The sequence below is a fragment of the Micromonospora sp. bgisy143 genome, assembly GCF_057708145.1.
Genome location: NZ_JBYIRN010000019.1, coordinates 36255 through 57507, shown reverse-complemented (window position 1 = coordinate 57507; position 21253 = coordinate 36255). Strand labels below are relative to the sequence as shown.

Genomic DNA, 21253 nt, shown 5'->3' with positions numbered 1-21253 from the left:
GCACGCTAACCCTTGCCGAAAAGATCTGCAATACCTTGCAAACAAAGTCGTAACAGAGCAGCAAACTTGCGCAAGCGTCGGTCAGAACCCGCTACAGCGCACTCCGTCGACAGTGCACCCCCGCGGCGTCGTGGCCGCCCGCTCCAGGTGGAACCGCAGCGCCACCGACCCGCCGGCCGGCACATCCACACCACTGACGTACGTGAAGCCGCCGTCGAACTGCCGCACCGTCCCCTGGGGCACGCCCTCGACCCAGGTGGTCACCAGCCGACCACCGGAGAACTCGAACCACACCGTCCAACCCCGGTCCACACCGGACGCGTTCACGATCAGCACCTCGCCGATGAAGCCCCCGTCGAAGCTCTGCACCACCCGGTAGCGTCCACTCACCGCCGGCGGCTGCTGCGGCGGCGGCCGGGTCGACGGCCGCGCCGACGGCGGCGCCACCGGCGGGCCGACCGTCGGCGGCCGCGACGTGACCGGTGCGCTCGGTGGCAACCCACTGGCCCGCGGCGACAACCCGGGCAACAGCGCCGAGTTCTCCGCCAGCGGCGTCGGCGACAACTCGGACGGCGAAGCCGGCGCCTGCGGCAACGGCAGACCCGCGGCGGGTGGCGGCCCGCCGTCCCGCGCCGGACTACGCCCCCGGTACGCGCCCAGGGCCACGAACAGCAGGACCACCATCACGACGACGCCCGCGCCCACCACAATCCACGGCGACGACGCGATGGCCGCCGGACCGTGCGACGACGGTCGCGGGGCACGACGCATGCCGGACATGTACCTCCCTCAGCGGGCCGTCCGGGCAGCCTAGCGATCGACGGCCCGCCCCGGAAAGCGCCGACGTCGCGTGCGACGTAACCCGACGCCCGGTCAGCTGAGCCGGCACTCCACCCCGTTGACCACGCACCGCACCGGACGCTGCGCCGATCCTTCCCAACTGACCCGCAACCGCAGGGTCTGCGAGTCACCCGCACCCAACGACTCTCCGCCGCTGAGCACGAACGCACCGTCACCCTGCGCCGCCACCGAGATCCCCGCCGCGCCGCTCACCCGCAGGCCCCGCGTGTCGTCGGCGAAGGCCAACTCCACCCGCCAGTCCACCGACCGGTCCGACTCGTTGGTCACCGACAGCGTGGCGTCGGTCGCGTTCCAGCCATCCGTACCGACCTTGTACTGCGCCGACACCACCGGGTCCTTCGTCGCCAGGGCCGCGCCGCTCGTCGCGCCCGGCGACGGCGACTTCGTGGTGGCGCGCGGCGACGGCGTCCGGCTGCTGCGCGACGGGCGCGGCGACGCCGTCCGCCGCTCCAACCCACCCGGCGTCGGGGCCGACGACGCGGCAGCCGGCGTCGTCGGCAGGAACACCGGCGGCGCGGCCTGCGGCGTGCTCTCCCGCTCCCGGGTCCGGAACGACAACAGCGCGACCACCAACAGCACCGCCAGCGCGCAGACGCCCACCAGCACCACGATCCACGGCAGCGACAGCACCACTCGCGCCGTCCGCGGACCTCCCGCGCCGTCCGGCCCCACCGCCATCAGGTCTCCCCTCGTCCACCGACGCGACAGCGTAGCCAGCGCCGGCCGGACCGGAAAGCCGGGCGGGTACGGATCAAACCGATAGGACCCTCCCGCCCGGAAAACGGCTCAGCTGCGGCGACGGTCCGCCGGTGCTCAGGCCGTCCGGACGACCGTGCAGATCAGCGGCCCCTCACCGGAGGTTCGTAGCAGGTAGCGGTACCGCTCCCCCGGCACCGCACGCCCCTGGCTGTCCAGGAACTCCCACTCGACCGACACCAGGGTCAGCAGCGCGGACACCGGCTGCACGTCCTCGATCCGGGCATGCGCGGCGATCAGCTCCCGGTCCTGGTAGTCGGGCGCGGCGCCCACGAAGGACAGCGCGACCGCCGCCAGCGAGGTGAACGAGAAGCTGTACGTGTCCGCCACCACCAACCCGGGCAGGGCGTAACAACCACCGAGGGACGGCAGGTCGCCCGAGGTCAACGCGGCACCGTACCGGTCGAAGAAGCCGGTCAGCGTGTCGAGATCCATGGAGGCGTTCACGGCGACAGCAATTGCCGCTCACCGGGTGGGCCAAACCTCAGCGGGCCGGGACCCGCACCTCGATCTCCGTACCCAGTCGGGCGCCACCGGCCAACCCCAGGTCGTCGCCACTCCAGAACCGACCCGGGTCGTACCAGTTCGGACGCTTACCGGCGGGCAGCAGACCCATCGCCTCGTACGTCACGGCCACCACCTCGGCGCAGTACGCCGTCTCCAACGCACGCTCCTTCGCCGCCGCGCTGTTCGGGCCGGCCGGCGCGCCGCTCGGGCCGGCCGGCGCGCCGCTCGGGCCGGCCGGCGCGCTGCTCGGCGTGGCCGGCGCGCTGCTCGGGGTGGCCGGCGCGCTGCTCGGGCCGGCCGGCATCCCTGGGACGGCTCGGGTGGCCCGGGACACCGCGCGGAGCACGGCCTGCCCGGGGCGCGGCAGCGACGGCACCCGGCCACGCGCCCAGCGCCACGCCAACTGCGCGGTGGACGGGAACGGCGTACCGTCCAACCGCGCGACGGTCCGCAGCACCGCGCGTTCCATCTCGCCCTCGGCCGGCGGGTCGAGCTGCCGCAGCCAGGCCCGCTGCCCGTACCGGTTGGCCCACACGCAGACCGCGTCCCGCAGGTCATGCAACTGGACACCACGCTGGTGGGTACCCGACCACAGGTCCGGCAGGGACTTGCCCAACTCGGCGTGCCACATCAGCGGCGGCATGTCGTCCAGCACCACGGCCATCCCGACGTGGTTGACCGGACTGTTCGTGGTGAACTGGATCGCCCGGTCCGGCACGCTGCGACCCCGGAACACCCACACGTCGCCGGTACGGGTCAACTCGACGGCCTCATCCAGGCTGATGCTCATGAGGGTCTAGCCTAGGCCGATGGGGCAGCGAATGCGGTGGTGGAAGATCCTCGGCCTGGCCGGCCTCGCCGGAGTGGCAGCGTCCGGTGTGGTCATTGCCCGAGCCGAGCGGCGGCGGCGCGCGTACACCCCGGAGGAGATCCGACAGCGACTGCGGGAACGCCACGCCCAGGCCAATGAGGCGGCGGACTCCGCCTGACCCACCCGCCGGGCCACCCTTGCGCACGTCCGCGCGGGACGTGTCGTGCGGGCATGATCGTGCTCGAACCTGGTTGTAGTGGCCTCGACCGCGCGCCGAGGGGCCTACTTCCTGGCTCAAGCACGATCTTGCCCGGCTCCGTATGCGCCGTCTGACTCCCGGTCGGACTGGCGCGCCCCCGGTCAGCGAGACAGCACTTTCGGGGATGTTGCTGCCTTCGCCGGCTGTGAGGCAGCAACATCCCCGATGTTGCGCACATCATCTGCCCGCCAGGCGTGGCCCAGTCCCGTCGGCTGGCGTCGGGTCGGCGTTGGGCCGGCGTTGGGCCGGGGGCGGGGCTGGGTCGGCGTCGGCGTTGGGCCGGCTCCGGGTCGGCGTCGAGGTCGGGGTCGGCGTTGGGCCGGCGTCGGCGTTGGGCCGGGTCCGGCTCGGCATCGGGGTCCGGGTCGGCACACGGAGCGTGATTTGTCCGGTTTTTGCTGACCAGGCGGCGCCTGGGTACCAGCGGTCGGCTGCAGCCGTGCCTTGATCGACACGAGGTCGCTGATGTGGGGGCATCCCTTGTGCGGAGATACCGCCATTTCGGCGATGTCGAGTCGATCATCGCCGGTAGGGACTGACGGTCTGTCCCGCCTGGCCGGGCACGGCCCACGCTGGTCCACCGCCGGCATCACCTTCCACCCCAGCCCCGAGATCCCCTGGCCGGCGACCCCCACCATCCCCCGCCAACACGGCGCACCCCAGGCGGACCCGACGACCCCCTGATGGCGGGCACCACCTGAGGTCGCACCCGGGGTACGCGGACGCGGCTGCCGCGCGCCGGCGGGGGACAGCCGGGCAGCGCCCGGGGTCGCTGGCGGCGGCGCCTGGGCGCCTGAGGTCGCCGGCCGGGGCGTGATCGACTCGGGATCGCCGATGTCGGGGTATCCCGCACGCCCGGATACCCCGACATCGCCGACGTCGAGTCGATCACGCGCGCGAGAGCCGGTGAGGGCCGGGCATGGCGTCACGGATGCGACGTCTGTCCGCTTTTCGGCTCGGACGGGCTGTGGTCGGTGGCACCGTGCGGGCGGAATCGCGGGCCGGGCGGGGTCGTTATACCTGGCACGCGGCCCCGACCCCCGGGGCCGCGCCCGTCGGCCCGATCGCACACCCCGCACCATCGCGTCGGCTCGGAACGGGGCCGCCCCCGGGAACACCCGGCAGGCCGGCGTCGTTGCCACCCCCGCACCACCGAGCAGCACCGGCCCAGGGCCGGTAGCCGCCGCCGGGAACACCCGGCGGCCGGGTGTCGTTACACCCCCCGCACGGCCGAGCACCACCGGCCGTCCCCGGTCCCCGGTGGGGAATGACCCGCCGACCCGGACCGTTGCACCAGCCCCGCGCAGACCCCTTCGTCGGGTCGCCGGGCTGAATCCCTAGAACTCCGCCCGGCACACCCCCGTGTGTCGGCGCGTATCCCCCGATGAAGCAGAGGAGCACGCCATCATGCGTACCGATCTGATTCGTAAGACCGCTCTGACCGCCGCTGGTCTCGCGTTCACGGGTGGCGCCATCGCCGGACCGGTGACCGCCGCGTACGCCATGGCCGACGCCAAGCCCACCACCCAGACCCAGACCGACCGCAAGGGTCACGGCGAGCGGCAGCTCGGCGTGCGGTACGAGGCGCAGCCGAACTTCTACTACTGCGGTCCCGCCGCGGCCCGTAACGCCCTGAGTGTGCAGGGCAAGGACATCAGCGTGGACGCCATGGCCAAGGAGATGGGCACCACCGAGGCCGGCACCAACAGCATCAACGACATCACCCCGGTGCTGAACAAGGAGACCGGCAAGACCGACGCCTACCACAGCGTCGAGATCAGCACGCCCGACGCCGACGCCAAGCAGACCGACCAGCTGCGCGCCGACATCATCCGCACCGTGGACAACGGTCGGGCCGTGGTCGCCAACATCGCCGGCACCAGCACCGACACCGACGGCAACACCCACTCCTTCGAGGGCGGGCACTACATCAGCGTCACCGGCTACCGCGACAACGGCAACGTCGTCACGATCGCCGACTCCGCCAACCCCGACACCGCCTCCTACCAGATCACCGTCGAGCACCTCGCCGACTGGATCGCCACCCGCGGCTACGCCACCAGCTAACAACCAACCGCGAAGGGCCGGACCCCACCACGGGGCCCGGCCCTTTCGGCACGTCCAGGGACTACCAGCCGGCAGCGGCACCTGGTCAGGGGTTTCCGGCGGCACGCGCCGACTTGGCGTCCGGCACCAGCGCCGACTCCGCATGACGCTCCGGCGCCACGGACGGCTCCGGCTCGACGGCCTCCAGACGATGGGCACGTCGACGCAGCCACCAGGTGCTGCCCAGGCCGGCCAGCACCGCGAGGACCAGGCCGGCCCAGGAGATGTCCTTGAGCCAGTGCTCGGCCGCCCGACCGACGCTGAACAGCAGGTACGTGGTGCCGAACGCCCAGACCAGCCCACCGGCGGCATTGGCCACCAGGAACCGCCGGTACGGCACCCGCAGGGCCCCGGCGAGCGGGCCGGCCAGGATCCGCAGCAGCGCCACGAACCGACCGAAGAACACCGCCCACACGCCGTGCCGGGCGAAGCTCTGCTCGGCTCGGGCGACCTGGGCGGGACCGAGATGGCGGGGGAAGCGCCGGCCCAGCCGGGCGAGCAGTGGACGTCCCCCGCGACGGCCCACCGCGTACCCGATGGAATCACCCACGATCGCCCCGGTCGCGGCGGCCGTCGCCACCCACTCCGGTTCCACCACTCCGGTGGCCGCGAGCAGGGCGGAGCTGACCAGGACGATCTCGCCGGGCAGCGGCACCCCCATGCTCTCCACCCCGATCACCCCGGCGACCAGCAGGTAGACCGCGATCGGCGGCAGCGACACGAGCCAGTGCTGGACGTCGAACACGGGTGACCCTCCTCCGGCCGGACCTCGAACCCTACCCGCGGCCGGTGCGCCCGAGCGGCCTCTCGGCTCGCCGCGCACACTGCGTAGCGCGTCCTAGGAGGCTAGGTGTAGGGCGGGGAGGCAGGGTGAGGCCGGGTTGCGTAAATAGCAAGACGGACGTACGGTTTTGTTTGAGATCGCAATCGGCGGTAAGTGTTACCTAACCTCGGCGGCACCCCGGCCGGTGCGACAGACTGCTCAGGACTACTCACGGTCGCTGGTGTGAAGGAGTACGACGTGGCGAGCCTCGACACCTTCGGTGCGAAGACCCAGCTACGCGTCGGAGACGCGAGCTACGAGATTTTCAAGATCGACAAGGTGGACGGCCACGACCGGCTGCCGTACAGCCTGAAGATCCTGCTGGAGAACCTGCTGCGGACCGAGGACGGCGCGAACATCACCGCCGACCACATCCAGCAGCTTGGCGGATGGGACCCGACCGCCGACCCGAGCGTGGAGATCCAGTTCACCCCGGCGCGGGTGCTCATGCAGGACTTCACCGGCGTGCCCTGCGTGGTCGACCTGGCCACCATGCGCGAGGCCGTGCGCGACCTGGGTGGCGACGCCACCAAGGTCAACCCCCTCGCCCCCGCCGAGCTGGTCATCGACCACTCGGTGATCGCCGACCTGTTCGGCCGCGAGGACGCGTTCGCCCGCAACGTCGAGCTGGAGTACGAGCGCAACAAGGAGCGCTACCAGTTCCTGCGCTGGGGCCAGACCGCGTTCAATGAGTTCAAGGTCGTCCCGCCGGGCACCGGCATCGTGCACCAGGTCAACATCGAGTACCTGGCCCGTACGATCATGGAACGCAACGGCCAGGCGTACCCGGACACCGTCGTCGGCACCGACTCGCACACCACCATGGTCAACGGCCTGGGCGTGCTGGGCTGGGGCGTCGGCGGCATCGAGGCCGAGGCCGCGATGCTCGGCCAGCCGGTCAGCATGCTGATCCCCCGGGTCGTCGGCTTCAAGCTCTCCGGCGAGATGCCGGCCGGCACCACCGCCACCGACCTGGTGCTGACCATCACCGAGATGCTGCGCAAGCACGGCGTGGTCGGCAAGTTCGTCGAGTTCTACGGTCCCGGCGTGAGCGCCGTTCCGCTGGCCAACCGGGCCACCATCGGCAACATGTCCCCGGAGTACGGCTCCACCGTGGCGATCTTCCCGATCGACGCGGAGACCGTCCGCTACCTCGAGCTGACCGGCCGCGACGCCGCGCAGGTCGCGCTCGTCGAGGCGTACGCCAAGGAGCAGGGCCTCTGGCACGACCCGGCGGCCGAGCCCTCCTACTCGGAGCGCCTGGAGCTGGACCTGAGCACCATCGAGCCGTCGCTCGCCGGCCCGAAGCGCCCGCAGGACCGGGTGCCGCTGGGCAGCGCCAAGACGCTGTTCCGTTCGGCGCTGACCGACTACGTCGCCGACGACTCGACCGCCGAGCGCGACCTCAAGCCGAGCGTGGCCCGCGAGGAGCTGCCGCGCGGCGCGAACGGCCCGGCCGACGAGGCCAGCGCCGAGTCGTTCCCGGCCAGCGACCCGCCCGCCAACGAGTTCAGCGACCCGGCCGACGAGCCGCGCGACCTGGAGACCGCGGCCACCGGCGCCGGCGGTCGGGCCAGCAACCCGATCCGGGTCACCGGCACCGACGGCGTGGAGTACGAGCTGGACCACGGCGCCGTGGTGATCGCCGCGATCACCTCCTGCACCAACACGTCCAACCCGCAGGTGATGATCGGCGCGGCCCTGCTGGCCCGCAACGCGGTCGAGAAGGGCCTGACCCGCAAGCCGTGGGTGAAGACCACCCTGGCCCCGGGCTCGAAGGTCGTCATGGACTACTACGAGCGGGCCGGCCTCACGCCGTACCTGGACAAGCTCGGCTTCAACCTCGTCGGCTACGGCTGCACGACCTGCATCGGCAACTCGGGCCCGCTGCCCGAGGAGGTGTCCGCCGCGGTCAACGAGCACGACCTGTCGGTCGTCTCGGTGCTGTCCGGCAACCGCAACTTCGAGGGCCGGATCAACCCGGACGTCAAGATGAACTACCTGGCGTCCCCGCCGCTGGTCGTCGCGTACGCCCTCGCCGGCACGATGGACATCGACCTGGCCAACGAGCCGATCGGTGAGGACACCGAGGGCAACCCGGTCTACCTGCGGGAGATCTGGCCGAACAGCGCCGAGATCCAGGACGTCATCGCCCAGGCGATCGGCGCGACCGGCTTCAGTGCCGCGTACGCCGACGTCTTCGCCGGTGACGAGCGGTGGCAGTCGCTGCCCACCCCGACCGGCGACACCTTCGCCTGGGACAGTGACTCGACCTACGTGCGCAAGCCCCCGTACTTCGAGGGCATGCAGCAGGAGCCGAGCCCGGTCGTCGACATCTCCGGCGCGCGGGTGCTGGCCAAGCTGGGTGACTCGGTGACCACCGACCACATCTCGCCGGCCGGTGCGATCAAGGCGGACTCCCCCGCCGGCACCTACCTGGCCGAGCACGGTGTGCCGCGCCACGAGTTCAACTCGTACGGCTCACGCCGGGGCAACCACGAGGTGATGATCCGGGGCACCTTCGCCAACATCCGGCTGCGCAACCAGCTGGTGCCCGGGGTGGAGGGCGGCTTCACCGTCAACCACCTGACCGGCGAGCAGACCTCGATCTACGACGCCTCGATGGCCTACCAGGAGGCCGGCATCCCGCTGGTCATCCTGGCCGGCAAGGAGTACGGCTCCGGCTCGTCGCGGGACTGGGCGGCCAAGGGCACCATGCTGCTGGGCGTCCGGGCGGTCATCGCCGAGTCGTACGAGCGGATCCACCGCTCCAACCTCATCGGCATGGGCGTGCTGCCGCTGCAGTTCCCGGTGGACGTCACCGCCGAGTCGCTGGGCCTGACCGGCACCGAGATGTTCACCATCACCGGTGTGACCGCCCTGAACGACGGCGACACCCCGCGCACCGTGACGGTCACGACCGACACCGGCGTGGAGTTCGAGGCCGTCGTGCGGATCGACACCCCGGGTGAGGCGGACTACTACCGCCACGGCGGCATCCTGCAGTACGTGCTGCGCCGCATGATCGCCAACTGACGTCGTACACCTGAAAGGGCCGCTTCCCGCGCTGGCGGGGAGCGGCCCTTCAACATCTCTGCCTTCCGATGCCCCGGGTTACTGTCTCGTGCCCTTTGCTCTGCTTCAACGGGCGCAACGGCACCGAACAGTCAGTGTTGCGCGGAGTGAAGCAGAGCAAAGGGCAAGAATGACGTACGGCCAGCGACGGATCCGGGAACAGGTCCCCGCTCAACGCAGCCGCAGTGCGACCGCGCGGGCCTCCTCGTCGGTGCGGGGCGGGTGATCCGGGAGAACTCGGGGATCAGGGTCGCCCGTCGGGCCACGTCCGTCGGTGCCGCTCGCAGTGCCGGGCAGGGCCAGTCCAAGGACCCGACCGAGCGAAAAGATCGCGCCGATCTTGCAGTTCCTGTTGTCAACATGAGTGGGATACCCCTTTTGCCGGCACAGAAAGTGCAAGATCGCGGGGCGGGGCGGGGCGGGACGGGGCGGGGCGGGCGGGGCAGGGCTTAGCGGGACAGCTCGGTCGCTCGCTTCAGCAGGGCGCTCCGCTCGGCGGTCGAACTCACCATCGCCGCCGCTTCCCGGAACAGGATGGCCGCGCGGCTCCGGTCGCCCTGCCGGGCCACCAGGTCGGCCTCCACAGCCGCGGCGAGCGGGTAGCCGTCCAGCCCTTCCCCGGTACGCGCCGCGTTGAGCAGGCCCAACCCGGCGGCTGGCCCGTACGCGTAGCCGTGCGCGACCGCGCGGTTGAGCGCGATCACCGGTGAGGGCCGGATGTCGGCCAGTGCGTCGTAGGCCCGCGCGATCGTCGGCCAGTCGGTGGTGTCGGTGGACGACGCGGTGGCGTGGCAGGCGGCGATCCGGGCCTGCCACGCGTACGGCCCGTCGTCGCGTACCCGAGCGAGGGCGGCCTGGCCCTCGGCGATGGCGGCGCGGTCCCACCGGGCCCGGTCCTGCCGCGCGAGGGTGAGCAGATTGCCGTCCGCGTCCCGGCGGGCGTCCCGCCGGGAGTGCTGGAACAGCAGCAGCGCCCGCAGCGCGGCGACCTCCGACTGCTCCGGCATCAACCCGTCCAGCAACCGGGCCAGCCGGACGGCCTCGGCGGCGAACGCCGGTTCGCCGTCGGGGACGTAGCCCCGGGTGAACAGCAGGTACAGCACGGCGAGCACGCCGGGCAGCCGTTCGGCCAGCGCCGGTCCGCTCGGCACCCGGTACGGGATGCCGGCCTGCGCGATCCGGGTCCGGGCCCGGGTCAGCCGGCGGGTCATCGTCGACTCGCTGACCAGCAGCAGGCGGGCGATGTCGGCGGTCGGCACGCCGCAGACGGTCCGCAGGGTGAGCGCCACCCGGGCGTCGAGCGCGAGCGCCGGGTGGCAGCAGGTGAAGATGAGCCTCAACCGGTCGTCCTCGACGTCGTGCTCGGGCCGCGCGTCGGTCGGCGCGAGCAGCGCCAGGTCGTGCAGCTTGCGGCGCTCCACGGTGGCCCGACGCAGCACGTCGAGCGCCCGGTTGCGGGCCACCGTCATGAGCCAGCCACCGGGATTGGCCGGCACGCCGTCGCCGGGCCAGCGTTCCAGCGCGACGGCGAGGGACTCCTGGGCGCAGTCCTCGGCCAACGTCCAGTCCCCGGTGAGTCGGATCAGGGTCGCGACGATCCTGGGGTACGCGTCCACGCCGGCGGCCGCGACGGCCTGCGCCGCCGCGGCCGAGCCGACGTCGTCGGGCACCTCGGTCGTGGTGTCGGTGCCGGTCATCCGATCAGCTGGACAGCGCCCCGTACGGGCGCAGCTCCAGCCGTCCCTCCCGGGCCATCGGATGGGCGCGCGCCACCTCGATCGCCTCGTCCAGATCCGCGCAGTCGAGCAGGTCGAAGCCGACGATCACCTCGGCGGTCTCCGCGAACGGCCCCTCGGAGACCAGCAGCTCGCCGGCACGCACCCGGACCGTGGTGGCCGCGCTGGCCGGTGCCAGCACGTTGCCGGTCAGGCGGCGGCCACGGGCGTCGTTGTCGGCCACCCACTTGTGGATGTCGGGCAGCTCGGTCGGGTCGGTGTCCGGTGCGGTGTCGCTACAGACGAACATCATGAACTTCAACGGTCGCTCCTGTCTCTCGGGTCGTCGCCAGCATGACGAGCGGACCGGAGCGATCCGGACAGCCTCCCGGAAAAAACCTCGGTCAGTCTCCGCTGGCTGCGCGCCGACGGGCCTCGCGGGTCTTCATGGCGTGCTCCATGAGGGTCACCAGCACCTCCTTGCTGGACTCCCGCTGACGCGCGTCGCAGAGCAGCACCGGTACGCCCGGGTCGAGGTTCAGCGCGGTCTGCACCTCGTCGAGCCGGTACTTGCGGGCGCCCTCGAAGCAGTTCACCGCCACGACGAACGGGGTGCCGCGACCCTCGAAGTAGTCGATCGACGGGAAGCAGTCGGCCAGCCGACGGGTGTCGGCAAGGACCACCGCGCCGATCGCGCCGAGCGCCAGCTCGTCCCAGACGAACCAGAACCGGTCCTGCCCGGGCGTGCCGAACAGGTAGAGCACCAGGTCGTCGCTGATGGTGATCCGACCGAAGTCCATCGCCACGGTGGTGGTGGTCTTGCTCTCCACCCCGGACAGGTCGTCGATGCCGACACCGGTCTCGGTCAGCACCTCCTCGGTGCGCAACGGCCGGGTCTCGCTCACCGCTCCGACCATGGTGGTCTTGCCCACGCCGAAGCCACCGGCGACCAGGATCTTGATCGCGGTGGGCAGTGGCGTCGCTCCCGCCGGCCGGTCAGAGTGCCCGTAGTCCATTGATTACCGCCTCGAAGATGCTGTTGTCGGGAAGGCCGGCCGTGGTGTGCGGCTCGCGTACCTGCACGAGGTTGCGGGCCGCCAGGTCGCCGAGGAGCACCCGGATGGTTCCCACCGGCAGGTCGAGGTGGGCGGCGATCTCGGCGACGGACTGTATTCGCTGGCACAGGCCGACGATCGCCAGGTGCTCGGGACCGATCCCGACCTCCGGCGTCACGTCGGCGCGGGTCGCGGTGACCAGGGAGATCAGGTCGAACGTGCCGGTGACCGGGCGAGCCCGCCCGCGCGTCACCGCGTACGGGCGCACCACCGGGCCCGCATGGTCATCCACCCACTGATGCTCTGCGGAATCCCCGTGCACCGTCATGGCCGTTACCTCTCGCCAGCCGACTGTTCGGCGCTCCGGGACGGGGAGGCCACGTACTTGCCGACGCGGGTGACGAGCATCGCCATCTCGTAGGCGATGAGACCGACGTCGGCGTCCTCGGTGGCGAGGACGGCCAGGCAGGCGTTGCGGCCGGCGGCCGTGACGAACAGGAACGACGACTGCATCTCGATGATCGTCTGCTGTACCTGCCCACCGCCGAAGCGCTTGCCGGCGCCCCGGGCCAGGCTCTGGATGCCCGCTGCCATCGCCGCGAGGTGCTCGCCGTCGTCCCGGCTCAGCCCTTGCGAGGAAGCCATCAACAACCCGTCGGTGGAGAGCGCGACCGCATGCTCGGCCTGCTTCACCCGGCCCACCAGATCATCCAGCAACCACGTCAGGTCGGCACTCGAAGCCGTCTTCTGGGCCACTTCGTCGTCCTCTTCTCGCCCGGCAGTTGCGCCGTATTCGTCTTGGGCTTGACCGTCACACCGCGCGGGAACCCGCAGCGCCGGTGCTCGGTCAGGTCGCTTGCGGTTCCTCGTCGGTCGACTCGGGCGTCGCGCCCGACGCGCCACCGAGCAGTCGCGCCGCGTCGGTCCGCCCGCGCCGGGTGCCGGTCTGATAGGAACTCATCATCCGGCGTACCTGCTCGGGTGGCCGTACCACGTCCTCCTCGTCGGACTCGGTCGCCGCCGCCGGGTCGTCGCGCAGCTCGGGCACGATGTTCGCCTGGCGGACCCGGACCGGCAGGCCGGAGCCGGTGCGGTCGGTCTCGGTCCGCGCGGGGACCGGCCCGCCGTCGGCGCTCGGCTCGCCGCCACCCGTCCCGGCCCGCTCCACGGCGGGCAGGCCGGTGGGCACCGTCGGACCCTCCAGGGCCGGCTGGCCCTGGAGACGCCGGGCCCGGGTGGGCAGGTCCGCCGCCGCGGTCCGCTGGCGGGTGGGGAGTACGACGTCCTTGTCGCTCCCGTCCGTCTGCTCGGTGGTGGTACTGCTCTCGGTCAGCGCCGGCGCGGCCGGGGTCACCGGCTCCGGCGCGCCCGGTGCGCTGATGTCCGTCGCCGAGGTGGCGACCGCGACCGTCGAGCGGCTGGCGGGACGACCGCCCTCGACGGGGCCGACGGCGGTCGGGCCGGCCGGCAGCGCGATGGCCGTCGGGCTGGCGGGGATCGCGCCGGAGTCCTCCGGGTCGGTTCCGTTCGCCGTGATCAGCTCCAGCGGGATGAGGACGACGGCGGTGGTGCCGCCGTACGCCGATTCCTTGAGACGGACCCGCACACCGTGCCGCTCGGTCAGCCGGCTCACCACGTAGAGGCCGAGTCGGGCGGCGTTGGCGAGGTTCAGCTCGGACTGGTCGACGATGCGGTGGTTCGCCGCGGCCAGGTCCTCCTCGCTCATGCCGAGGCCCCGGTCCTCGATCTCGATGGCGAAACCGTTCGCCACGAGTTGGCCGCGGACCTCCACGGTGGTGTGCGGCGGCGAGAACGACAGGCCGTTCTCGATCAGCTCGGCGAGCAGGTGGATGATGTCGCCGACCGCCCGGCCGGCGAGCGAGACGGCGCCCAGCGGCAGCACGTTGACGCGGGTGTAGTCCTCCACCTCGGCCACCGCGCCGCGCACCACGTCCACCATCGGGACGTTGCGCCGCCAGGCCCGGCCCGGGGTGGAGCCGGAGAGCACGATCAGGTTCTCCGCGTTGCGCCGCATCCGGGTGGCCAGGTGGTCGACGCGGAACAGGTCCTCCAGCTCCTCCGCGTCGTGTTCGCGCCGCTCCATCGCGTCGAGCAGGGTGAGCTGACGGTGTACCAGCGCCTGGGTTCGCCGGGCCAGGCTGAGGAAGACCTCGCGGACGTTGCGACGCAGCTCGGCCTGCTCGACGGCGGTGCGCAGGGCGGTCTCCTGGACGGCGTTGAACGCCTTGCCGACCTGGCCGATCTCGTCGGTGCCGAACTCCAGCGGAGGCGCTTCGGTGGCGACGTCGACCTCCTCGCCACGGCCCAGCCGGTCGACCACCCGGGGCAGCCGCTCGTCGGCGAGCTGCCAGGCGGCCTGCCGCAGCCTGTCGAGCTGGCGCAGGAGGGTACGGGCCGTGGTGATCGAGACGACGACCGAGGCGATGACGGCGAGCAGGCCCAGGCCGGTGGCGAGCACGAGCCGGACGACGACCATCACGGCCACGCCGGTGGCCCGGCCGACGATGCCCTCGCCGCCGTCGACGACGGCATCGTTGACGTCGGCCAGAGCCGGCTCGACCGTGCCGCGCCACTGCTCGGCGCTGACCGGAAGCTGGGTCGCCGGGCGGCCCTCGCGGATGATGCTGTCCTGTACGGCGCGCAGGCGGCTGAACGCCTCGCCCTCGACGAGCTGCCGGTAGCGGCGTTGGTCGGCGTCGGCGAGTCGGGCCTGGGTCTCCTCGCCGAGGAACCGCTCGGCGCCGACCAGGCTGACGTAACGGGCGTACTCGGGACCGCTGATCCGGCCCGTGCCGAAGAGGCCGCTGAGCAGCGCGTCCTCCTGCGAGATCAGCTCCTTCATCCGGTTGAGCTGGATCAGGGCCGCCGCGTCGGCGGCGATCTCCTTGTCGTCGAGGCTGCCGGTGACGTCGTAGATCCGGAAGATCGATTCGATGGCGTCGGTGTAGGCGTCGGCGGCGGAGATCCGGTCGACCTTGCGGCCGAGCACGTCGGCGCGGGTCTGCTTGAGTTCGTCGATCTGCGCGATCGTGGCGTCGAGTTGGGCGTCCAGAGCCTCGCTGCCGGCCACGCCGACCTGCCAGTTGCGCGCCGACTCGGCGAAGTCGTCCGCCAGTTGGGCGGCCTTGCGCTGTTCGGTCTCCAACGCCGTACGCTGCGCGGCGTCGGGGTTGCTCAGGTACGCCTGGGTCAACCGCCGCTCGAGCTGCAACTCCTGCAACAGCGGCTCGCTGGGCGCGTACACCTTGCTGTTGAGCAGCTGGACACCGAGCAGGTTGAAGCCGTCCCGCAGGGTCACCCAGGCCGCGAACATCCAGAGCGCGACCAGGGAGAGCAGCAGGGCGACAACCTTGGTGCGGATACTCGTACCGCGAGAACGCATTGAACCGTCCCAGGCAGGGCGTTGACTCAGCTCATCAACGGGTGATCATGGAGGACGACGTCCCGCCGCGGCGGGGCGTACGGGGCTGAGGCTCTGCGTACGCTAGCAGTGTCCACACAACCCCTCAAGTCGCTGTTTTTGTTGCCTGGTAACCACAATCCACCACCGAACGGTCGGCACCCGTCAGATGAACGGAGGCGAGCCGGCAGGCGGCCAGGATCGCCGCACGAACGATCGCGGTAGGACAGTACAGCTCTTTGCCGTACCACAGTGGACGGTCCGACCGATCGGCCGGTCGGTGCAGGTAGGCGTGGCCACGCAGCACCGCCTCGTCGACCTGGGGCGCTCCGGTCGGCGCGGCCACCAGCACCTGCAGGGCGTACGCGGTCTCCTCGGCCGTGCTGCCCCACCGCCCCCACGACCCGTCGGCACGCTGACTGTCGAGCACCCAGCGGGCCGCGCGGTCGAGCGCCTCGACCGCCCCGCCGCCGCGACCGAACTCCGCCAGCGCCAGCGCGCAGCAGGCCGTGGCGTAGTACGGCGAGGCGTGCCACCGGTCCTGCCAACGGCCGTCGGGGAGCTGGTGTGCCGGCAGCACGGCGCTGAGCCGGTCGACCGTCCGGTGGTACCGCGCGTCCGCGCCGGGGTGGGCGGCCACGTGCTGGCCGAACGCGTCCAGCACGTGCGCGTTGGTGGTGACCGAGAAGCCATCCTCGCTCCCCGGCCAGGTGCAGAAGCCGTCCGTCGTCTCGTACGCCCACAGGCCCGCGGGGTCGGCCGGACGGCCGAGCCGGGCCAGCGCGTCCAGCGTGACCGAGGTGGTGTCGGCGTCGGTGGGCAGCCCCTCCCCGGTGGCGACGCCCTCGGCGGCGGTGGCGGCGGCCAGGGTGCGGAGCAGGCTCGCCGGCGGGTTGACCGCGATGCCCGCGCGGCGCAGGCCGCTGAGCACCCAGGCCCGTTCGAACACGGTGATCGGAGTCGGGCAGGGCACCGGTCCGTCACCCTCGCGGATGAGCGTCCGCAGGAAGGTGTGCGCGGCGGGGCCGGCGTCCGGACCGACGACGCTGAGCCAGGCGGCGGTCGCGGCGGGTGACGCCCCGACGGCGGTGAGGGTCGGTCCGGCGTCGGCCGGTGTCGCGCCCAGCACCTCGTAGAAGTGGGCCAGTTTCGCCGGCAGCACCACCCCGGCGGCGAGCGCGGCGCGTACCGCGTGCAGCCGGTCGGGGCCAAGCCCGGCGGGCAGCGCCAGCGGGGAGCGCGGCAGCCGCTCGGCGGTCGCCCGGGCCACCCGGGACAGCCGGGACAGCCGGCCGTTGATCGACTCGACGAGCGCGGGGACGATGAGATCCAACGCCGGGGTGTCCGGCAGTGCCCGCGCGGGCGTGGCGAGCAGCCGGTCGGTGAGCGCGTGCAGCCCGCGCGCCGCCGGGGCGAGCAGGTCCGCACCGGCCGGTACGGCGTCGGCCAGCACGGCGAGCAGCGCGTCGGTGGCGCTGAGCGTGGGCACCAGGGCGTACCCCTCGGGTGGGCCCCAGGCACCGTCCGGGCGCTGCTCGCGCAGCAGGAAGTCGATCCGCTTCTCGTGACCCGGCAGCCACGGCGCGTCGGCGACCAGCCGGCCGCTCTCGTACACCGAGGGGGCGACCTGCCCCCACGGTCGCAGCGCGAGGCCGGCGATCAGCTCGCGCGCGGCGTCGGTGGCGGGTTCGGCCAGCACCGGCCCCGGGATCTCACTCATCACGGGCCCCCCAGAAGTCGGACACCTGGTAGAAGCCGCCCGTGAAGGAGATCTGCCGGTGCAGGTAGTCCGCCTGGCGGGGGCAGCGCTCGGCGAGGGCGGCCAGGTCGCCGCGGGATCGGCTGGTCAGCTCGGCGAGCCGGGCGTGCACCCGCGCCGGGTCGTCGACCAGCAGCAGGGCGTTCAGGTCGCCCCACTCGGCGTCCCGCTCGTGCGTGGCAAGGTCGTTGACCAGACGCAGCACCCGCTGCACGCCACGTGAGGCGTCGAGCAGGTCGGTCAGCTGGGCGAGGGTCCGCTGGTCACCGGTGGCGATCCAGTGCGTGACGTTGACGAAGGAGCAGGCCAGGTTGTCGGCGTTGTCCAGGTAGCGGTCGAGGTCCGGCAGGCGCTGGCCGGTGGTCGGGTCGGTCGGCAGGTTCTTCCAGTCCCACTCGCGCGACACGGCGGCGAGCATCCGGGCCAGCTCGTCGCGCCAGATCGGGCGCAGCCGGCGGAACGCCGGCACGGTGGCCAGCTCGTCGCGCAGGTCGGCCAGCAGCCGGGCGAGGTGACTTGCCGGTGGCGGCGCGGCGCCGTCGGCGACCGCCAGGCAGTCGGTCACGATCGTCCGGACGTCGTCGGCCGACCGGGCGAGGTAGTCGACCTGCCAGTCGGCGGCGAAGACCCAGAGCAGGGTACGAGTGGTGATCCGCAGTTCGTCGGCGGTGTGCCACGGCGCGGTGAACGCGATCGCGGTGGCTACCGAGCTGAGCAGCGCGGCGTCGAACGGCGCGGCGTCGAAGAGTTCCGGGTGGGCGGCGGTGACGCCCTGCAGGTCGCGGACACCACGCACGGCGAGCGCGCAGACCCGACCCTGCTCGGCGACGGCGTCGGGCCCGGCCTGCACCGGCCACGGCGTGCCGGTCACGACGCGACCGGACGCTCGACCGGGGTGACGATCAGCTCGGCCCGCTGCTTGGGTTGCAGCGAGGCGCCGAGCCGGGGTGTCAGGCCGACGGGCTCGCGCAGCCGGAACCGGTAGCGACTCAGCACGGTGCTGACGATGAGCTGCGCCTCCAGCAGGAACAGATACTGCCCCAGGCACTGGTGCGGGCCGCCGCCGAACGGGAAGTAGGAGTAGCGGTAGCGCCGGCGGGGCTTCTCCGGCGCGAAGCGCTCCGGGTCGAACAGCGTCGGGTCGTCCCAGAAGGTCGACATCCGCTGGGTGACGTACGGGCTGACCAGTACGGTGCCACCGGCCTTGATCCGCACACCGCCCAGCACGTCGTCGCCGACCGCGGTCCGGGGGATCATCCAGCCGGCCGGGTAGAGCCGCAGCATCTCGTCGAGCACCATCCGGCCGTAGCGCAGCTGCGGCAGGTGCTCCCGGCCGACCCGCTCGGCGCCGACCACCCGCTCGATCTCGTCGGTCATCAGCTCGGCCACGTCGGGCCGGGACGCCAGCACCGGCCACAGCCAGGAGAGCAGGGCGATCGTGGTCTCGGTCGCGGTGGAGAACATCGCCACCACGTCGCCACGGATGGCGTACTCGTCGGGCTCACTGCCGTCGGCGCGCGGCCGGCACAGGGTGGAGATGATGTCGTCGCCGTCGGTGGGCCGGGCCCGGGCCTCCCGGATGATCGGCAGCACCACCTCGTCGATGGTGCGTACCGCCTCTGCGAAGCGGCGGTCGCCGGGCATCGGCACCGCGTACGGCACGAACGGCACCAGCAGGCGGGGCAGCATCGCGGTGGTGACGGTGTCCAGCGCGGCGCTGATCCGCAGCGCGTCGGGCACCGAGATACGGTCGGCGAAGAGCACCCGCATGGTGGTCCGCAGCACGATCCGGGTCAGCTCGGCGCCGCCGTCGATCGGACGGCCGTCGCGGGCCGGCTCCAGCCACTCGTCGACGGCCTCGTTGATCGCCTCGGCCATCCGGTCGACGAGCGTCTCGGCGCGCTTGGCGGTGAACAGCGGTTGCAGGGCGCCCCGGCTGGACTCCCAGATCTCGCCCTCGGCGACCAGGATGGCGTCGCCGACGATCCGGCGGACCGGCCGCCACAACAGACCCTCCCCGTCACGGGTGTAGTTGGCAACGTTGTCCCTCAGCACTCGTTGCAGGTGCTCGGGATGGCTGACGAGGTACGGACGGAACGAGCCGAGGTTCAGCCGGACCACCTCGCCGCCGGCGGCGTCGGCGAAGCCGACGAGCGCGCCGAGCGGGTCGCGGACCAGCGCGGGCAGGGCACGACGGAGTGGGATCATCCGGGGTTCGGTGCTGACGGGGGCGGGGCCGGCATCGGACACCTGGGACATGCGCTGTCTCCTCGTCACCCCGACGGCCTGGGCGGTCCACTTCGGCCGGTCGGGGCTGTGAAATTTTCACCTTCTGGGCGTCGGAAGCATCTCACCAATTCCGGGACACCTCTAGATCTCTGACCGGTGAGATTTGACCAATGTCCCAGACGAGCATCGATGTCTTGGCCGCGCGACAGTCCTGAGTGGATCGTCAGGATGCGACACCGACGCAGGTCGCGCCCGTACACCGATCATCCGCCGCCGTCGGCGGGGTACGGACGACGACGGGCCGGTGGGTCGATCGGCCGCCGGACGTGCCGGACGGGTCGCGCCCGTGCGATCCCAAAGGTCGGGCAGCGCAGTGAGCAAGGACGCACCGGTACCCCCGAATCCGGGCGACGGCGGGCACCCTGTGCCAGGCTCTGTGGCATGGACGACAAGACCATCCTGAACCGGATCTCCGAGCTGGTCGACGAGGAGCACCGGCTGCGCGCGGAGGCCCAGGCCCACGAGTCGGGCACCGAGGGCGAGGCCGGCGAGCGGCTGCGCGCCCTGGAGGAATCCCTCGACCAGTGCTGGGACCTGCTGCGCCGTCGGCGGGCCGCCCGGGCCACCCACGGCGACCCCGACTCGCAGGGCGAACGCCCCAAGCCCGAGGTGGAGCGCTACCTGCAGTGACCGACACGGACGGGTCGGGCGGCCGTCGCGGCCACCCGACCCGTTCCGGTCAGCGGATGCCCGCCTCGCGCAGCAGCTCCCCGATCAGCGTGCCGGGGTCGACCTGCTCGGCGCCCAGCCCTCGCGCGGCGAACCAGGCGCTGACCACCCGCACGTCGCGGGCCAGGAACTCGGGCCCCTGCGGGTTCGCCACCACGTCGACCACCTGCGGCAGGTCGATCACGACCAGCCGCCCGGAGTGCACGAGCAGGTTGTACGGCGACAGGTCGCCGTGGGCGTAGCCGGCCCGGGCCAGCACGCGCAGCGCCTCGACCAGCTGGCCCCACAGGTCGCGCAGCTCGGCCGGGCCGGGCCGGAGCTGGGCCAGCCGGGGCGCGGCGAGTCCGGCCTCGGCGTCGCCGACGAACTCCAGCATCAGCTCGGTGCCCCGCAACTGCACGGGGTACGGCACGGCGATCCGGTCGTGCCCGGCGCCGATCTCCCAGAGTCGTGCCAGCGCGGCGAACTCGGCCGCCGCCCACTGCCCGGCGATCATCTGGCGGCCGAAGGCCGTCCGGCCCGCCATCGCCCGCATCTCGCGGGACCGCCGCACCCGGCGGCCCTCCAGATAGCCGGCGTCGCGGTGGAACAGCCGGTGCTCGGCGTCCCGGTACCGCTTGACCGCCAGCAGGCAGGACCGGTCCGTGTCCGGTACCGCCCGGCGGACCAGGTGGACGTCCGCCTCCTTGCCGGTCTTCAGCATCCCCAGCTCGGTGTCCTTGGCGGCCAACTCGGTGACCAGCCAGGCCGGGTGCGGCTCCGGCCCGTGCACCGCGTCGTCCCAGGACGACCAGCGCTCGCCGGTGTCGGGATCAGGCTCGGTGTCGGGATCGGCGGGCAGCTCGGTGGGCCGGGCCGCCCGCTTCAGAAACTGCGGTTCGTCGTCGTCGAAGCGGCGCTTGCCGCGGGTCCGGCGCTCCGGCGCCGGGAGGTCATGATCGCGCACTGTGGTGAGGTTCCCTTGATCGAGGCGGAGGTAGGCAGCTGGAAGCGACCTGCGAAGACGGTCATGACCGGCCTCCTCTCCTCGATCGGGCTGCTCGCCCGGTGCACCATGCGCCACCCATCCTCGTGGCGGCCCAAACGACGGGTCAACCGAATTACGGCGGTGACGCGAGCAGCGAACCGCGTCAGCCCGCGAGCACCG

General features: G+C 72.2%; 19 protein-coding genes. 4 read left to right on the top strand and 15 right to left on the bottom strand.

The window, feature by feature from the left end:
• Positions 1 to 81: 81 nt before the first annotated feature.
• The 4 genes from AC3EN4_RS21550 to AC3EN4_RS21535 form a co-directional block, all read right to left on the bottom strand.
• Entirely contained in the window at positions 82 to 780 is a 699-nt protein-coding gene (locus AC3EN4_RS21550) for a cellulose binding domain-containing protein (RefSeq protein ID WP_435207524.1), read from the bottom strand.
• 93 nt (positions 781 to 873) lie between these two features.
• Positions 874 to 1539, bottom strand: a complete 666-nt coding sequence (locus tag AC3EN4_RS21545) for a cellulose binding domain-containing protein (protein WP_435207523.1) — start codon at positions 1537 to 1539, stop codon at positions 874 to 876.
• 135 nt (positions 1540 to 1674) lie between these two features.
• Positions 1675 to 2064 (bottom strand): DUF6841 family protein, encoded by a 390-nt coding sequence (locus tag AC3EN4_RS21540; RefSeq protein ID WP_422735868.1) that lies wholly within the window; start codon positions 2062 to 2064, stop codon positions 1675 to 1677.
• 37 nt (positions 2065 to 2101) lie between these two features.
• Positions 2102 to 2914: a hypothetical protein gene (locus AC3EN4_RS21535; RefSeq protein ID WP_435207522.1), complete on the bottom strand. Its 813-nt coding sequence runs from the start codon at positions 2912 to 2914 to the stop codon at positions 2102 to 2104.
• A 19-nt stretch (positions 2915 to 2933) separates the two neighbouring features.
• Here AC3EN4_RS21535 and AC3EN4_RS21530 point away from each other — a divergent pair, with 19 nt between their 5' ends.
• Together AC3EN4_RS21530 and AC3EN4_RS21525 are read left to right on the top strand one after the other, a co-directional pair.
• The gene (locus AC3EN4_RS21530; protein ID WP_435207521.1) at positions 2934 to 3113 is read left to right on the top strand and encodes a hypothetical protein; all 180 of its coding nucleotides are present in this window, start codon (positions 2934 to 2936) and stop codon (positions 3111 to 3113) included.
• Positions 3114 to 4601: 1488 nt separating this feature from the next.
• Positions 4602 to 5261, top strand: coding sequence for a C39 family peptidase (locus AC3EN4_RS21525; protein WP_435207520.1), 660 nt, complete (start codon positions 4602 to 4604; stop codon positions 5259 to 5261).
• An 85-nt stretch (positions 5262 to 5346) separates the two neighbouring features.
• Here the strand turns inward: AC3EN4_RS21525 and AC3EN4_RS21520 are convergent, their stop codons facing one another.
• Positions 5347 to 6045 (bottom strand): DedA family protein, encoded by a 699-nt coding sequence (locus AC3EN4_RS21520; protein WP_435207519.1) that lies wholly within the window; start codon positions 6043 to 6045, stop codon positions 5347 to 5349.
• Between the two features lie 261 nt (positions 6046 to 6306).
• Here AC3EN4_RS21520 and AC3EN4_RS21515 point away from each other — a divergent pair, with 261 nt between their 5' ends.
• Positions 6307 to 9159, top strand: a complete 2853-nt coding sequence (locus AC3EN4_RS21515) for an aconitate hydratase (protein WP_435207518.1) — start codon at positions 6307 to 6309, stop codon at positions 9157 to 9159.
• 488 nt (positions 9160 to 9647) lie between these two features.
• On the opposite strand, the gene AC3EN4_RS21510 is transcribed toward AC3EN4_RS21515, so the two are convergent.
• The 9 genes from AC3EN4_RS21510 to AC3EN4_RS21470 form a co-directional block, all read right to left on the bottom strand.
• Positions 9648 to 10895, bottom strand: coding sequence for an RNA polymerase sigma factor (locus tag AC3EN4_RS21510; RefSeq protein ID WP_435207517.1), 1248 nt, complete (start codon positions 10893 to 10895; stop codon positions 9648 to 9650).
• Positions 10896 to 10899: 4 nt separating this feature from the next.
• The gene (locus AC3EN4_RS21505) at positions 10900 to 11235 is read right to left on the bottom strand and encodes a YciI family protein (RefSeq protein ID WP_435207516.1); all 336 of its coding nucleotides are present in this window, start codon (positions 11233 to 11235) and stop codon (positions 10900 to 10902) included.
• An 82-nt stretch (positions 11236 to 11317) separates the two neighbouring features.
• Complete coding sequence (locus AC3EN4_RS21500) at positions 11318 to 11929, bottom strand: GTP-binding protein (protein WP_422735877.1); 612 nt, start codon at positions 11927 to 11929, stop codon at positions 11318 to 11320.
• Positions 11910 to 12296, bottom strand: a complete 387-nt coding sequence (locus tag AC3EN4_RS21495; protein ID WP_422735878.1) for a DUF742 domain-containing protein — start codon at positions 12294 to 12296, stop codon at positions 11910 to 11912. The genes AC3EN4_RS21500 and AC3EN4_RS21495 overlap by 20 nt, the downstream gene beginning before the upstream one ends.
• Before the next feature lie 5 nt (positions 12297 to 12301).
• The gene (locus tag AC3EN4_RS21490; RefSeq protein ID WP_422735879.1) at positions 12302 to 12724 is read right to left on the bottom strand and encodes a roadblock/LC7 domain-containing protein; all 423 of its coding nucleotides are present in this window, start codon (positions 12722 to 12724) and stop codon (positions 12302 to 12304) included.
• Positions 12725 to 12815: 91 nt separating this feature from the next.
• Positions 12816 to 15371, bottom strand: coding sequence for a sensor histidine kinase (locus AC3EN4_RS21485; RefSeq protein ID WP_435207515.1), 2556 nt, complete (start codon positions 15369 to 15371; stop codon positions 12816 to 12818).
• Positions 15372 to 15495: 124 nt separating this feature from the next.
• On the bottom strand, positions 15496 to 17109 hold the full coding sequence (locus AC3EN4_RS21480) for a prenyltransferase (RefSeq protein ID WP_435207514.1): 1614 nt from the start codon (positions 17107 to 17109) through the stop codon (positions 15496 to 15498).
• Positions 17102 to 18019, bottom strand: coding sequence for a terpene synthase family protein (locus AC3EN4_RS21475; RefSeq protein WP_435207513.1), 918 nt, complete (start codon positions 18017 to 18019; stop codon positions 17102 to 17104). The genes AC3EN4_RS21480 and AC3EN4_RS21475 overlap by 8 nt, the downstream gene beginning before the upstream one ends.
• A complete protein-coding gene (locus AC3EN4_RS21470; protein ID WP_435207575.1) occupies positions 18016 to 19353 on the bottom strand; it encodes a cytochrome P450 in 1338 nt (445 codons plus the stop codon). The genes AC3EN4_RS21475 and AC3EN4_RS21470 overlap by 4 nt, the downstream gene beginning before the upstream one ends.
• Before the next feature lie 465 nt (positions 19354 to 19818).
• Between AC3EN4_RS21470 and AC3EN4_RS21465 the strand changes: the two genes are divergently transcribed.
• A complete protein-coding gene (locus AC3EN4_RS21465; protein ID WP_422735883.1) occupies positions 19819 to 20067 on the top strand; it encodes a DUF2630 family protein in 249 nt (82 codons plus the stop codon).
• 49 nt (positions 20068 to 20116) lie between these two features.
• On the opposite strand, the gene AC3EN4_RS21460 is transcribed toward AC3EN4_RS21465, so the two are convergent.
• Positions 20117 to 21052, bottom strand: a complete 936-nt coding sequence (locus tag AC3EN4_RS21460) for an RIO1 family regulatory kinase/ATPase domain-containing protein (RefSeq protein ID WP_435207512.1) — start codon at positions 21050 to 21052, stop codon at positions 20117 to 20119.
• Positions 21053 to 21253: the final 201 nt, after the last annotated feature.